This is a genomic window from Methanosarcina sp. WH1 (assembly GCF_000970005.1).
Classification (GTDB): Archaea; Halobacteriota; Methanosarcinia; order Methanosarcinales; family Methanosarcinaceae; genus Methanosarcina.
This window is the reverse complement of the sequence record NZ_CP009504.1, coordinates 810,785-823,295: the sequence shown is the minus strand read 5'-3', so window position 1 is coordinate 823,295 and position 12,511 is coordinate 810,785. Positions and strand designations below refer to the sequence as shown.

General features: G+C 45.8%; 18 protein-coding genes and 1 tRNA gene. 18 read left to right on the top strand and 1 reads right to left on the bottom strand.

Translation table 11 applies throughout. The annotated features are described in order from the left end of the window. Positions 1-3: 3 nt before the first annotated feature. The 14 genes from MSWH1_RS03715 to MSWH1_RS03650 all read left to right on the top strand — a co-directional run bounded on the left by MSWH1_RS03715 (position 4) and on the right by MSWH1_RS03650 (position 8,136). A complete protein-coding gene (locus MSWH1_RS03715) occupies positions 4-711 on the top strand; it encodes a 30S ribosomal protein S4e (RefSeq protein ID WP_048126196.1) in 708 nt (235 codons plus the stop codon). 4 nt (positions 712-715) lie between these two features. Further along, positions 716-1,213: a 50S ribosomal protein L5 gene (locus tag MSWH1_RS03710; protein WP_048126195.1), complete on the top strand. Its 498-nt coding sequence runs from the start codon at positions 716-718 to the stop codon at positions 1,211-1,213. Further along, complete coding sequence (locus tag MSWH1_RS03705) at positions 1,214-1,366, top strand: 30S ribosomal protein S14 (RefSeq protein WP_048126193.1); 153 nt, start codon at positions 1,214-1,216, stop codon at positions 1,364-1,366. 10 nt (positions 1,367-1,376) lie between these two features. After that, positions 1,377-1,769, top strand: a complete 393-nt coding sequence (locus MSWH1_RS03700; protein WP_048126191.1) for a 30S ribosomal protein S8 — start codon at positions 1,377-1,379, stop codon at positions 1,767-1,769. A 14-nt stretch (positions 1,770-1,783) separates the two neighbouring features. Beyond that, positions 1,784-2,314 carry a 50S ribosomal protein L6 gene (locus tag MSWH1_RS03695; RefSeq protein ID WP_048126189.1) on the top strand — a complete coding sequence of 177 codons (531 nt, stop codon included), beginning with the start codon at positions 1,784-1,786 and terminating at the stop codon, positions 2,312-2,314. Between the two features lie 11 nt (positions 2,315-2,325). Continuing rightward, complete coding sequence (locus tag MSWH1_RS03690) at positions 2,326-2,766, top strand: 50S ribosomal protein L32e (protein ID WP_048130207.1); 441 nt, start codon at positions 2,326-2,328, stop codon at positions 2,764-2,766. Between the two features lies 1 nt (position 2,767). Beyond that, the gene (locus MSWH1_RS03685) at positions 2,768-3,223 is read left to right on the top strand and encodes a 50S ribosomal protein L19e (RefSeq protein ID WP_048126187.1); all 456 of its coding nucleotides are present in this window, start codon (positions 2,768-2,770) and stop codon (positions 3,221-3,223) included. A gap of 16 nt (positions 3,224-3,239) precedes the next feature. Further along, positions 3,240-3,764 carry a 50S ribosomal protein L18 gene (locus MSWH1_RS03680; RefSeq protein ID WP_048126185.1) on the top strand — a complete coding sequence of 175 codons (525 nt, stop codon included), beginning with the start codon at positions 3,240-3,242 and terminating at the stop codon, positions 3,762-3,764. 9 nt (positions 3,765-3,773) lie between these two features. Further along, positions 3,774-4,403, top strand: coding sequence for a 30S ribosomal protein S5 (locus tag MSWH1_RS03675; protein WP_048126183.1), 630 nt, complete (start codon positions 3,774-3,776; stop codon positions 4,401-4,403). 1 nt (position 4,404) lies between these two features. Then, the gene (locus tag MSWH1_RS03670) at positions 4,405-4,866 is read left to right on the top strand and encodes a 50S ribosomal protein L30 (RefSeq protein ID WP_048126181.1); all 462 of its coding nucleotides are present in this window, start codon (positions 4,405-4,407) and stop codon (positions 4,864-4,866) included. A 10-nt stretch (positions 4,867-4,876) separates the two neighbouring features. After that, positions 4,877-5,299: an uL15m family ribosomal protein gene (locus tag MSWH1_RS03665; protein WP_048126179.1), complete on the top strand. Its 423-nt coding sequence runs from the start codon at positions 4,877-4,879 to the stop codon at positions 5,297-5,299. Positions 5,300-5,441: 142 nt separating this feature from the next. Beyond that, on the top strand, positions 5,442-6,917 hold the full coding sequence (gene secY / locus MSWH1_RS03660) for a preprotein translocase subunit SecY (protein ID WP_048126177.1): 1,476 nt from the start codon (positions 5,442-5,444) through the stop codon (positions 6,915-6,917). A gap of 91 nt (positions 6,918-7,008) precedes the next feature. After that, a complete protein-coding gene (locus MSWH1_RS03655; RefSeq protein ID WP_048126175.1) occupies positions 7,009-7,656 on the top strand; it encodes an adenylate kinase in 648 nt (215 codons plus the stop codon). 201 nt (positions 7,657-7,857) lie between these two features. Next, the gene (locus MSWH1_RS03650) at positions 7,858-8,136 is read left to right on the top strand and encodes a MarR family transcriptional regulator (RefSeq protein ID WP_048126173.1); all 279 of its coding nucleotides are present in this window, start codon (positions 7,858-7,860) and stop codon (positions 8,134-8,136) included. 210 nt (positions 8,137-8,346) lie between these two features. Here the strand turns inward: MSWH1_RS03650 and MSWH1_RS03645 are convergent, their stop codons facing one another. Continuing rightward, a complete protein-coding gene (locus MSWH1_RS03645) occupies positions 8,347-8,892 on the bottom strand; it encodes a carbonate dehydratase (RefSeq protein ID WP_048126171.1) in 546 nt (181 codons plus the stop codon). Positions 8,893-9,500: 608 nt separating this feature from the next. Between MSWH1_RS03645 and MSWH1_RS03640 the strand changes: the two genes are divergently transcribed. From MSWH1_RS03640 to MSWH1_RS03625, 4 genes are all read left to right on the top strand, one after another. Continuing rightward, the gene (locus MSWH1_RS03640) at positions 9,501-10,121 is read left to right on the top strand and encodes a DUF106 domain-containing protein (RefSeq protein WP_048126169.1); all 621 of its coding nucleotides are present in this window, start codon (positions 9,501-9,503) and stop codon (positions 10,119-10,121) included. Beyond that, positions 10,121-10,663 (top strand): (d)CMP kinase, encoded by a 543-nt coding sequence (gene cmk, locus MSWH1_RS03635; RefSeq protein WP_048126167.1) that lies wholly within the window; start codon positions 10,121-10,123, stop codon positions 10,661-10,663. Before MSWH1_RS03640 ends, cmk begins: the two co-directional genes overlap by 1 nt. A 77-nt stretch (positions 10,664-10,740) precedes the next feature. Beyond that, complete coding sequence (locus MSWH1_RS03630; RefSeq protein ID WP_048126165.1) at positions 10,741-11,757, top strand: RNA-guided pseudouridylation complex pseudouridine synthase subunit Cbf5; 1,017 nt, start codon at positions 10,741-10,743, stop codon at positions 11,755-11,757. Positions 11,758-11,880: 123 nt separating this feature from the next. After that, positions 11,881-11,963, top strand: a tRNA-Ser gene (locus MSWH1_RS03625). Positions 11,964-12,511 lie beyond the last annotated feature (548 nt).

The following is a 12,511-nucleotide window of genomic DNA, read 5'->3' as shown; positions in this document are numbered from 1 at the left end:
TTTGTGACACACCAGAAAAGATTATCAGTTCCAAAGAGCTGGAAGGTCGGGAAAAAAGGCAATAAGTGGATCTCCACTACCCGCCCGGGGCCTCACAGCCAGGCACGTAGTCTTCCGCTCGGAATCATCATTCGGGACATTCTCAAGCTTGTTGACAACAGCAGAGAAGGTAAAAGGGTTCTCTCCGAAGGAAAAGTTCTTGTTGACGGAATTCCCAGGAAAGACCTCAGATTCCCGGTAGGGCTCTTTGATGTAATTACCCTTCCTCTTGTAAATGAAGCATACAGGATGCTCCAGGATGAAAAGGGACGCCTGACCCTTCACAAGCTCAACGAAACTAACGTAAACAAGCTGTGCAGGATCGACAACAAGTTAACCGTCAAGGGAGGAAAAGTCCAGCTTAACCTCAATGACGGAACCAACATCATTGGCTCCAACGAGTACGGGACAAAGGACTCCCTGATTCTTTCCATTCCTGACAAGCAGGTAGTAAAACACCTGAAGTTTGAGGTCGGAAACCTTGCAATGGTTGTAGGTGGTCAGCACTCGGGAGAAACCGGAAAGATCATGGAGATCAAGGAAGTTAAGAGTTCCAGACACAACACAGTAATGATTTCCGGAGAAACCGATTTCGAAACAATCGAGGACTACGTAATCGTTATTGGTAAGGACAAACCTGAAATTCGGCTTGGTGGTGAGCTTAGTGAGTAATCCTATGCGCACACCTGTTGTTGAAAAGGTAATTGTCCACATGGGTGTTGGAGAAAGTGGTCAACAACTGGTAAACGCCGAAGACATCCTACGGGCTATCACAGGACAGGAAGTCGTAAAGTGCTTTGCAAAAAGGACCCTTCCTGCTTTTGCAATCAAAAAGAATGAGCCCATCGGTTGCAAGGTAACTCTCAGGGGTCCGAAAGCTCAGGAGTTCCTTGAGACATCTCTTGGGATAATTGAGAAGACTCTGAGCAAGACACAGTTCGATTCCCTCGGAAACGTCTCTTTTGGGATTGAAGAACATACTGACTTTCCGGGTATGAGATATGATCCTAACATCGGGGTTTTCGGAATGGACGTCACTGTTGTACTCAAACGCCCGGGAGAAAGGATTTGCAAAAGGAGAATCGCAACCCGGAAAATCCCGACTGGCCACAGGGTCACGGTGGACGATGCGATCGCCTTCCTTAACGAAAGTTACGGCGTGGAGGTCATGTAAATGACAGATACAATAAACAAGTCCGGAAGAGGAGTAAACGAATGCAAACGGTGCGGAAGAAAACAGGGGCTTGTCCGTAAATACGACATCTACCTCTGCAGGCACTGTTTCAGGGAAATTGCCCACGAGATGGGCTTTGATAAGTACTCGTAAGGTGATTAAAATGGTATTACTTGATCCTCTTGCAAACGCCCTTTCCACTATTAAGAATGCGGAAGCCATTGGGAAGAGCTCCTGTATTGTCAGGCCTGCTTCAAAAAATATTGGCAACGTCCTGAAGGTTATGCAGGATCTCGGCTACATTGGAGATTTTGAGTTTATCGACGATGGAAAAGCCGGAATCTACAGCGTTACCCTTGTGGGAAGAATCAACAAGTGCGGTGCAATAAAACCGCGTTACTCCGTAGGAACTGCCAGCTTTGAAAGATGGGAAAAGCAGTTTCTACCAGCAAAGAACTTTGGTGCCCTTATCGTAACCACTTCAAGCGGGGTCATGTCTCAGTATGAGGCCCGTGATAAGAAGATCGGTGGGCAACTTCTTGCTTATGTGTACTGAGGAGGGAACAGGAAATGGTTAAGGAAATTGCAAGAACAATAGAGATTCCTGAAGGAGTTTCCGTCTCTCTCTCTCGGGATGTCTTTACAGCCAGGGGCCCGAAGGGAACTGTTGAAAGAAAGTTCTGGTACCCCGGAATCAAGATTGAAGTCAGGGGAGAAGATGTACTGGTGGATGCAGAATTCTCCAGGAAAGAGCAGAAAGCCATGGTAGGGACTTTTGCCTCCCATATCAGAAACCTGATGAAAGGCGTAAATGAAGGCTTTGAGTGCAAGATGAATATTGTGTATGCTCACTTCCCAATGCAGGTAAAAGTTGAAGGCAAGACTCTCATAATCGGGAACTTCCTTGGGGAAAAGAAGCCAAGAGTTGCAAAAATCCTTGGTGAGACAAAGGTTAAGGTAAGCGGGGGCGAGGTCATCGTTACCGGAATCAACAAGGAAGATGTCGGGCAGACTGCCGCAAACATAGAACAGAAGACCAAGATTAAGAGGTTCGATCCAAGGATTTTCCAGGATGGAATCTACATAGTGCAGAAGGCCTGAAGGTGGTTATGATGGGAGAAGAATTCAATGAAGTTGAAGGTACTTCGGTTTCCGCCCTTGATATGGATCCTGAATCCAGGCGCTTATTCAACGTGAGAAAGGTTCAGAAGGGGAAGAAACCCCAGTTCAAGAGAACCTGCAGCCACAAATTCAAAAGACTTGACACCAACTGGAGGCGCCCGAGAGGTTCTCAGGGTAAACAGCGCAGAAAGTATGTTGCAAAAGGCGCTCTTGCCCAGGTAGGATACGGAAGCCCTGCAGCAGTCAAAGGTCTGCACCCTTCGGGTTATTCTGATGTTCTTATTACCAGCATTGCGGAACTTGAGCTTGTTGACCCGTCTTTTGAGGCTATCAGGATAGCAAGAACAATAGGCGCACAAAAGAAAGCCATTATTCTTGCAAAAGCTGAAGAACTCGGAATTAAAGTACTGAACCCTGGAAGGAGTGAATAAAATGTCAGACCTGTTCAACCAGAGGAAGCTGGCTTCCAAAGTTCTTGATTGTGGGCTTGACAGGGTATGGCTTAACCCCGAAGCATCCGAAGAAATCGCCTCTGCGATCACAAGAGAAGATATCCGCGGACTCATTGAGAAAGGCACCATTAAGGCAAAGCCTGTAAAAGGAGTCAGTAGAGGCAGAGCCAAAGCTCGTGCTGTCAAACGTAAGTATGGGCACTGCAAGGGACATGGTTCCAGAAAGGGTAAGAAAGGAGCCCGTACTCCCAGAAAGGAACAGTGGATCAAAAAGATCCGGGCTCTTAGAAACAGACTCAAGGAGCTGCGTGCAGACGGAGCACTTGATAAATCAGTGTACTGCAGACTCTACAGAAAAGCAAAAGGCGGAGAATACAGAAGCGTTTCCCACCTTAACTCTCACCTTGAGTCCGAAAAACTGTTAAATAAAGAATAACCTGGAGGAGCTGAAGATGGCAACAGGACCAAGATATAAGGTTCCTTTTAGACGAAGAAGAGAAGGACGTACCAACTACCACCTCCGCCTTAAATTACTACTCTCAAAGCAGGACCGTGTAGTTGTCAGAAAGAGTGCAAGAAACGTTCAGATCCAGTTAATAGCTCCAACAGCAGACGGGGACATAACTTATTCCTCAGCCGTTTCGAGTGAACTTGCAAAGTACGGTTACACAGGAGCTACCGGAAACACGACGGCTGCATACCTAACAGGGCTCTTATTCGGGCTGAAGAGTTTGCAGAAGGGCTATGAAGGAGGCATTCTGGACATAGGACTCCAGGCTTCCTCTACAGGCTCAAGAGTCTATGCCACCCTTAAAGGGATTGTAGACTCAGGCTTTGAAATCCCCTGCAGCCCGGAAGTGTTTCCCTCGGATGAGAGAATCCGCGGAGAGCACATAGCCGAATACAGAGAAGAGAGCTCAGACCTGCCAGAGCAGTTTGAAGCAACCAAAGAGAAAATCTTTGCTGAGTTTAGTTAAGGTGATTAAATGGCATTCGATCAAGATTGGGTACCGAAAACCAGGCTTGGAAAACTAGTCGTTGAAGGACAGGTTGCTTCCATGGATGAGGCAATCAAGTCAGGCCTGCCTATCAGGGAACCCCAGATAATTGATATGCTGCTTCCTGACCTGGAAGATGAGGTGCTCGATATCAACATGGTCCAGAGGATGACTGACTCAGGACGCCGTGTAAAGTTCAGAGCAACCGTAATCGTGGGAAACAGAAACGGCTATGTAGGACTTGGACAGGCAAAAGACGTTCAGGTCGGGCCTGCAATCCGTAAGGCAATCGACGCTGCAAAGCTCAACATTACCTACATCCGCAGAGGCTGCGGTTCCTGGGAATGTGCCTGCGGGCTGCCGCATACCGTACCTTACGAGGTTACAGGGAAGGCAGGCAGTGTAAGTGTGACCCTTATTCCCGCCCCAAGGGGACTCGGGATTGCCGCAGGAAACACTGCAACCAAAGTGCTTGAAAAAGCCGGCATTAAAGACGTATGGACCAAGACCTTCGGAACTACCAGGACAACTCTCAACTTCGCAAAGGCTACCTACGATGCCCTTAACCAGGTCAACGTTATAAGGCTGCCTGTTTACTATGGTAAGGAGGAAGTCTGAGATGTATGCAGTTGTGAGAATGAGAGGACAGGTCAACGTGCGCTATACCATTGAGGACACCATGAAGATGCTCCGCCTGCACAGAGTTAACCACTGTGTGTTTGTGCCGGAGAATCCTCACTACAAGGGTATGGTCCAGAAAGTGAAGGACTACGTTGCATACGGAAAGATTGATGCAAAAATCCTTGCAGAAGTCCTCGAAAACCGTGGAAGGCTTGAAGGCAACACCCGCCTCACAGAAGAATATATCCGTGAAAATACGGACTATGATTCCATACAGGCCTTTGCCGAAGCTGTTGTTGAGGGAAAAACCTCCCTTAAGGATGTTCCCAAATTGAAGCCTGTTTTCAGGCTTCACCCGCCCCGAAAAGGACATGCAGGAATTAAGAGGACAGTCCAGCAGGGCGGAGTGCTCGGAAACCACGATGAAGATATCAACGTGCTCCTGCATAAAATGAGATAAGGTGGTTTGAATGGATGTTAAAAAGTTCAGAGGGTCCAGGACCTGCGGTGGCGGAACTCACAAAAACAGGCGTGGAGCCGGAAACCGCGGAGGCCGCGGGAAAGCCGGTGGCTGTAAACACCACTTCGTAAGAGCTATGATGCGCGGGTACAGCTACGGAAAGCATGGTTTCAAACGCCCTGATGTAGTATCCAAGGACGTTTCCATAGTAAATGTTGGAGAGCTCGACGAACTTGCTCCCTATCTTGTTGAAGAAGGGTTTGCCGAGGTTAAGGACGGGGCATACCACATTAACCTCGAAAATCTCGGAATTGAGAAGGTACTTGGAAGCGGACGTGTCATGAAGAACCTTGTGGTTACTTCAGAGGAATTCTCAGCCTCTGCCCGTGAAAAGATTGAAAATGCAGGCGGAAGCTGCATCGATGCCGAATAAGTAGTGTCATCCTGACTCTACTTATTTCATTCTTTTAGTAACTTTTTATATTAGATGTGCTATATACCTTTAACTTAAGGTAAAAACATAATCTAATATTTAATATAGTATAAATAAATGTATATTTTGAATGGTGTAATCGATGACTCTCAGGGATACCTTAGAACCGTTTTTTAACAAGTTGCCCGCAGTAGCAAGTCCGGAAAAACACGTCCACTTTAAGGATAAACTCTGGTGGACTCTGGGAGTTCTGGTGCTGTACTTTGCTCTTGCAAATGTGCCGCTCTTCGGGATGTCTCAGGATTCTGTTGACCTTTTTGAATCTTACCGCGCCTTCTTTGCCGGGGCTTCGGGATCTTTAGTCCTTCTCGGTATAGGGCCAATTGTCACGGCTTCTATCGTCCTGCAGCTTCTTGTCGGGGCAGACATTATCAAAATGGATCTTTCGGACCCCAAAGACCAGGCGTTCTTTCAGGGTGCCCAGAAGTTTCTTGTCTTTGTTATGATTATTCTGGAAGCTCTACCGCAGCTTCTTGGTGGATACATCCAGCCGGATCCGGGGCTTGCTTCCACTCTTGGTGTAGGCCTGGGAGTGATCACCTTCATGCTCCTTGTCCAGATCTTTATCGGAGGCACGCTGATCCTCTTCATGGATGAAGTGATTTCTAAGTGGGGTATTGGATCAGGAGTCGGGCTTTTCATAGTTGCAGGAATCTCCCAGCAGATCGTTACAGGTATTTTTAACTGGCAACTTGAAGACGGGCTTCCTGTCGGACTCATTCCCAAATGGATCTACATTGCCCAAAACACGGGGGCAGACTACCTCTTTTCCGGTGAAGGTCTGATGTTCCTGCTGGTCAGAGGAGGAATTCTCGCTCTCCTGAGCACGGTAATCATATTCCTGCTTGTGGTATTTGTGGAGAGTACGAGAATTGAGATCCCTCTCGCCCACAGTGCGGTTAGAGGGGCAAGGGGTCGTTTCCCTGTAAAGCTCATATACGCATCAGTTCTGCCCATGATTCTTGTCAGGGCTCTTCAGGCTAACATCCAGATGATTGGGATAATCCTTTCCGGCAGAGGGATAAACTTCCTCGGAGAATTCAGCGGCTCAAAGCCCCTGAACGGGATCATGTATTACCTAGCTCCCATACACAGTCCATATGACTGGATACCGTCCCTTGTACAACAATCCTTTGCAAGCTACGGGGCAGCTGCTCCTGCTACCTGGCAGATTGTGCTTCATGTCTTTTCAGATGCCGTGATGTTGATCGGAGGCGGAATTATATTTGCCCTTTTCTGGATCGAAACCACAGGCATGGGTGCAAAGCCCACAGCCCAGAAGATATTTAATTCAGGAATGCAGATCCCTGGTTTCAGGCGGAACATTGGCAGTATTGAAAAAGTTATGCAGCGTTACATTCCAAAGGTTACTGTGATAGGTGGAGCTTTCATTGGGCTTCTCACTCTGGTTGCAAGCCTGCTCGGTACTCTCGGAAGTGCCGGAGGTACCGGACTGCTGCTTACAGTAAGCATTGTGTACCGTCTTTACGAGGATATTGCTTCCGAGCAGATGATGGAAATGCACCCGATGATCCGTTCTTTCTTCGGGGAGCAGTAAGGGCTGGTAAACCTCTAACTGCAAGGATAACTGAAAAATATAGGTCATAAAGAAAAAATCAAATAAAAGGACACAAAAAGGGGATCTTCGAATGAACATAATACTCTTCGGGCCCCCGGGTGCCGGTAAAGGTACCCAGGCCAAAAAAATGGTTGATTTCTACGGAATTCCGCAGATTTCCACAGGGGATATCCTGCGGGCAAATGTTAGAGAAGGAACAGAACTGGGACTTGCAGCCAAGGCATATATGGACAAAGGAGAACTTGTCCCTGATCAGGTGCTTATAGGCATAATTAAAAACCGTCTGAATGAGGCAGATTGTAAAAAAGGTTTCATTCTTGACGGATACCCGAGAACTGTCCCTCAGGCAGACGCCCTGGAAGCAATACTTGATGAAATCGAAAAGCCCATCGATATTGTCCTCAACCTTGAGGTGCCTGACGAAGTGCTTGTAGGAAGAATCAGCGGGCGTCTGATGTGCAAATGCGGGGCAAGCTATCACATGATCTCCAACCCACCAAAGAAAGACAACATCTGTGACAGTTGCGGCAGTGAGATATTCCAGCGCGTCGATGATACTGCAGAAGCCGTCCAGAACCGCCTGGATGTCTACAAAAAGCAGACCCAACCGCTAATCAACTACTATAAAGAAAAAGGTATCCTTGTCACCCTTAACGGTACAAAGGATATAGACGTGGTTTTTGAGGATATTAAGGCAATTCTGGCAAAGTTTGCCTGAATTCCTCCTTCCTTTTTCTTTTGTTTTTACTTTTTTTCTTTTTTATTTTCCTGTGTTTTTAAAACTTCCTAAAAATTATAGTTACTTTAAGTACCTGAATTGTATCTCCTGACGGCATCTTCCGCGACAGAGTGATTAAATGTTAAATATTATGCGACTGCTTATCTCAATAGGAAGTTTTTGCTGGAGAATCTGACTTACATGACTGAAAACTCAATAGAAGAACTGATGAAGTGGGTTATCAGTGTTGACCGCCGCCTGATACTTATGGAGTCCATGAAAAGGCATAATGCAGTGAGAGCTTCGGATATCGCCCATGAAGCAAGCAGGTCTACACAAAATATCAGTCGCGCCTTAAAAGAACTTGAGGACAGGGATTTAATCGAATGCCTGACTCCTGAGAAATCAACCTGGAAAAAATATATGCTTACGGACAAAGGAAAAATAGTTCTGGAAAAGCTGGAGGGAAAATACCTTTAACCTACGGTCAGAAGTTTTCGGTCTGGATTACTTCTTTTTCTTCCTCCCGGATTTTTCTTCCAGAATAATTCTGGATAAATACAGTATTTTTGCTTTCAACTGTATTTTAGCTGTATTTTAGCTGTATTTTAGCTGTATTTTAGCTGTATTTTAGCTGTATTTTAGCTGTATTTTAGCTGTATTTTAGCTGTATTAGCTGTATTTTTGTCTTCAACTCTCTTCTCTGAGTCTTATATAACCTTCCACAAGGTCAATATTGGCCTTGACCACTGATCTTTTGAACTCAGTCAGATCTTTTGTGATATCCTCAAGAGCGTCAGCACAATCCTGTCTGGTGATCACGGTCCCGTCAGGTACCATCCTGCCTGAGGAAATATCCACGCCTCGGACAATGGATTTGTGGAGGACAAGCGTATCTTTCCCGATATTGCAGTCAAACACCACTGCCCCGAACCCTATGAAGCAGTCTTCTCCGATCCTGCAGGGGCCGTGTACAATGCAGCTGTGGGCAAGGGAAGTGTTTTTTCCAATTAGCACTTCGGAATGTGAGAGTGAATGGACCACAACATTGTCCTGTACATTACAGCCTCTGTGAACAGTTATGGATGAACCTGGTTCGTCTGCCCTGAGGACTGCATTTGGCCCGACGAATACATCATCTGCAATACTTACGTTTCCTATTATTAATGCTGTTTCGGATATCCACGCCCTTTTGCTTACTTTTGGGTGTTGTTTATGGGGATTTGGAAGGTGCATTTTAAAATTCCTCTTTCATGCCTGTGGGTGTTTCACGGAATACCGTTTGAAATATCTCTTCAGAGCAAGCTCTCTGTTTTCAGCCTCTGAAGCCTTTTTATGATAAGTTATGATAAGTTATTTAAAACTATGTTTTGATCTGGCACCCACCTATAAATATACTCCAATATTTTTACCTGAAACTGCGAGGGAAAACGTAATCCTGCGGGCAAGAAACGCCGGGCTTTTCCAAGCATTAAGTCTCCAGAATAAAGTCTCTTTGAGAGTACTGTTTTTTCAACGGGGCCGTATCTGTGGCTATATGTAGCTGAGCCCATCCGAAAGGTATGTAAAATAAAGAGAAAAACTGGAATAAGGGCACTTGCAGTCAGAGTTTAACCGAATAGTATAACTTATATATACATCGAAACTTATTAACCAGAAAGCCTATGTAAACGTCTTAAACCCGCTTGCAGTCTGAGCTGATTTATTGGTTAATTTACTAAAATTCAAGCTTATTAAGACTCAATTCATTGTCAAAACTTTATTTAGTTGAGCTCTATCTAGCAAGATTCTTCCACTTGAATGAATCTAATTAACATTTATTGAACCTTAATGGTGAGAACAACTTGGTTTCGGAGACTTTAAAAAAGCAAATTGACCGGTTCCTGCTGGCTTTCGGTTTTTCCCTTATGTTCGGGATAATGATCCTTGGACAGGAATTCAGGCAATCTGTGGGGGAAGCAGTAGGGGTTTTAATGGACCCCATGCTCATGCTGATCGGACAGGAGAACTTCCACCTGGCCCTTTTAATTATGGCTGCTATCACTGCTATCTATGCATCCCTTATCCAGAAATACACTATCGACTGGGACCTCATGAGGAACACCCAGGAGCGCATGAAGTCTTTTCAGAAGGAGTTCCGGGAGGCACAACTTTCCCAGAACACTTACATGCTGAAAAAACTTGAAGATCAGCGCAAGGATATGATGGAAGACCAGATGAAGATGTCCAAACAGCAGTTCAAGCCTATGGCTTATATTAGTATTATCTCCCTGCCTCTCTTCATGTGGGCTTATTATTACATTAGTGGGCACGGAGCTGCCACCATGGTCTTTCCCTTCTGGGGTGAACAACTGCTAACGTCCAAGGCTTTTGGCCCCTTCCAACACTGGATCTACTGGTACTTTATTTCCTCTCTTGGAATCAGTCAGCTTATAAGGAAGGCACTGAATATCGGTGGGGTCTAATGCGGATCACCGTGAGCGGGCTTCCCGGAAGTGGGACAACAACCCTCTCAAGGCTCCTGTCTGAATACTATGAGCTTGAGCTGGTTTCCTCAGGCGAAATCTTCAGGAGGATGGCAAAGGAGAGGGGAATGAGTCTTTCTGAGTTTGGAGCCATGGCTGAAAAGGATCCCTCCATTGACCTTGATATCGATAAAAACCAGAAATCTATTATCCATACCCAGGACAATATCATTCTTGAAAGCCGGCTTGCAGGTCATATGGCTGAAGGGGTGCCTAATGTGCTTAAAATCTGGATAAAAGCCCCACTGCTGACAAGAGTCAGGCGTATCCAGAGGCGTGAGAAATCAATCTCCTTTGATGAAGAGCTGGAAAAAACGGTTGAAAGGGAAAAGTCCGAAGCCCTCCGTTATAAGAACTATTACGGGATTGATATTACAGACCTATCAATCTACGACATTGTTATCGATTCTGAAAAATGGAACCAGTACCAGACTATTGATATCCTCAGGATTGCTATTGACTCTATTGTCGGGCCTGAGTGATTTATTCAAGAGTATTTCAGATCTGTACGCATCACTCATTTGAATCCATAACCACAACCCAGGAGTTTTAAAAAACCATGTCATCCGCCGGCAAACTGCCATCAGAAGTTGAAAGAACCCTTGTCCGGAAGTCCGGCGCCTGGACAAATCCATCCTACGGCTGTCCTCCGGAAAAGCGCCCTATCCTTGAATACATTGAAAAAGGAGTGGTGAATATTGACAAGCCCAGTGGACCTACAAGCCACGAGGTTGCAGCCTGGGTAAAAGCCATCCTTGGCGTGAAGACAGCAGGACATGCCGGTTCTCTTGATCCTAAGGTCACAGGGCTTTTGCCTACCTTGCTGGGAAAAGCTACAAAAGCCGTACCTGCCCTGCGCCTCTCAGGAAAAGAGTATGTTTGCCATCTGAAGCTTCACAGGGTTATGCCTCCAAAGCTGATTCGCCAGGTCTGTGAGGAATTTACAGGCCCTATTTACCAGAGGCCTCCCATCAAATCAGCTGTAAAACGTGTCATAAGGGTAAGGACAATCTATTATATTGAAGTGCTTGAAATCGAAGGCACTTCCGTGCTCTTCCGCGTTGGATGCGAAGCAGGGACTTATATAAGGAAACTCTGCCACGATATCGGGCTTGCTCTGGGCTGCGGCGGGCATATGCAGGGACTCCGCAGGACTAAAGCAGGCCCGTTTACGGAAAAAACCCTTGTAACGCTCCATGAACTCAAAGACGCCTATGTGTTCTGGGAGGAAGATGGTGATGAGTCCGAACTGAGAAGGGTTATCCGGCCAATGGAATCAGCTGTATCCCACCTACCCAAAATAATCCTGCGGGACAGTGCAGTAGATGCGGTTTGTTCCGGTGCTTCCCTGGCAGTCCCGGGTATTACAAGCCTGGACTCCAACTTGATCATAGGGGGACTTACAGGGCTTTTTTCCTTAAAAGGGGAACTTGTGGCTCTTGCAAAGGCTGATATGACAACCGAAGAGATTCTCAAAGCTTCTGCCGGTATTGCAGCTTCTCCTATCCGCATACTTATGGAAGCAGGGACTTATCCAAAAGGCTGGACTAAAAAAGAAGAAAAAGTCCAGCTTTAACCTTTTAAATTCTTTCTTCCTTCCTTCAAATTTCTTTCTTCCTTCTTTCTTCCTTACGCAGTCCTAGAATAAGATTTATATACCACTATTCCGTTATGGTATAAGTCGTGCCATAAACTCTGTGCCGAGGTAGTCTAGTGGTAGGGCGCAAGCCTGGAAAGCTTGTGGGGCTTAGCCCCTCGGGAGTTCGAATCTCCCCCTCGGCGTCATGTTTTCAAGTCTTTTCTAAATTACATTTACAATCCTTTTTTAAAGTTGGAAGACAAGATTTAATAAGGGCACCAACTGCTTTTAGAAGGTTGCATTTTTAAGCGATTTAAGGGAATTTTTTTCGAAAATATAGGATTAAATGCTTTTATTACTTCGGGAGTGCGGAGGGTCACGAATACCCTGTCCTTTAGGTCGGGGATGAAGTGAACCCTCGCCTCTTATTGGTTTTGATTTAAATATCTAAATCGTCGCTTCTTTGTAAAATTATCGGAAATCGGACAGGGGCTCGATAGCAGAGTTTCAATAACTTAGATCAAGGGAACCTTGTTAAAAGACACTGTGAATCATTTCCGAGTAACCGGGCGTGCGGTCCATCAGCATACCCCATCCTTTAGGTTGGGGTGGCCGCACGCAGTTTGATTTTAAATTTAAAGCATTTAAAATGATTTTGGCATAAACTCACTTGTATAAAGATCATATGTTCAAATACTCCCATGTATAAACAACCTGGAATATATGCAAAAGCGTTAGTAGTTCAAAAAAG

Coding starts and splice junctions, on each gene's coding strand:
- MSWH1_RS03710 (WP_048126195.1), top strand. CDS start 716: ATGCGCACACCTGTTGTTGAAAAGGTAATTGTCCACATGGGTGTTGGA.
- MSWH1_RS03705 (WP_048126193.1), top strand. CDS start 1,214: ATGACAGATACAATAAACAAGTCCGGAAGAGGAGTAAACGAATGCAAA.
- MSWH1_RS03700 (WP_048126191.1), top strand. CDS start 1,377: ATGGTATTACTTGATCCTCTTGCAAACGCCCTTTCCACTATTAAGAAT.
- MSWH1_RS03695 (WP_048126189.1), top strand. CDS start 1,784: ATGGTTAAGGAAATTGCAAGAACAATAGAGATTCCTGAAGGAGTTTCC.
- MSWH1_RS03690 (WP_048130207.1), top strand. CDS start 2,326: ATGGGAGAAGAATTCAATGAAGTTGAAGGTACTTCGGTTTCCGCCCTT.
- MSWH1_RS03685 (WP_048126187.1), top strand. CDS start 2,768: ATGTCAGACCTGTTCAACCAGAGGAAGCTGGCTTCCAAAGTTCTTGAT.
- MSWH1_RS03680 (WP_048126185.1), top strand. CDS start 3,240: ATGGCAACAGGACCAAGATATAAGGTTCCTTTTAGACGAAGAAGAGAA.
- MSWH1_RS03675 (WP_048126183.1), top strand. CDS start 3,774: ATGGCATTCGATCAAGATTGGGTACCGAAAACCAGGCTTGGAAAACTA.
- MSWH1_RS03670 (WP_048126181.1), top strand. CDS start 4,405: ATGTATGCAGTTGTGAGAATGAGAGGACAGGTCAACGTGCGCTATACC.
- MSWH1_RS03665 (WP_048126179.1), top strand. CDS start 4,877: ATGGATGTTAAAAAGTTCAGAGGGTCCAGGACCTGCGGTGGCGGAACT.
- secY (WP_048126177.1), top strand. CDS start 5,442: ATGACTCTCAGGGATACCTTAGAACCGTTTTTTAACAAGTTGCCCGCA.
- MSWH1_RS03655 (WP_048126175.1), top strand. CDS start 7,009: ATGAACATAATACTCTTCGGGCCCCCGGGTGCCGGTAAAGGTACCCAG.
- MSWH1_RS03650 (WP_048126173.1), top strand. CDS start 7,858: ATGACTGAAAACTCAATAGAAGAACTGATGAAGTGGGTTATCAGTGTT.
- MSWH1_RS03645 (WP_048126171.1), bottom strand. CDS start 8,892: ATGCACCTTCCAAATCCCCATAAACAACACCCAAAAGTAAGCAAAAGG.
- cmk (WP_048126167.1), top strand. CDS start 10,121: ATGCGGATCACCGTGAGCGGGCTTCCCGGAAGTGGGACAACAACCCTC.
- MSWH1_RS03630 (WP_048126165.1), top strand. CDS start 10,741: ATGTCATCCGCCGGCAAACTGCCATCAGAAGTTGAAAGAACCCTTGTC.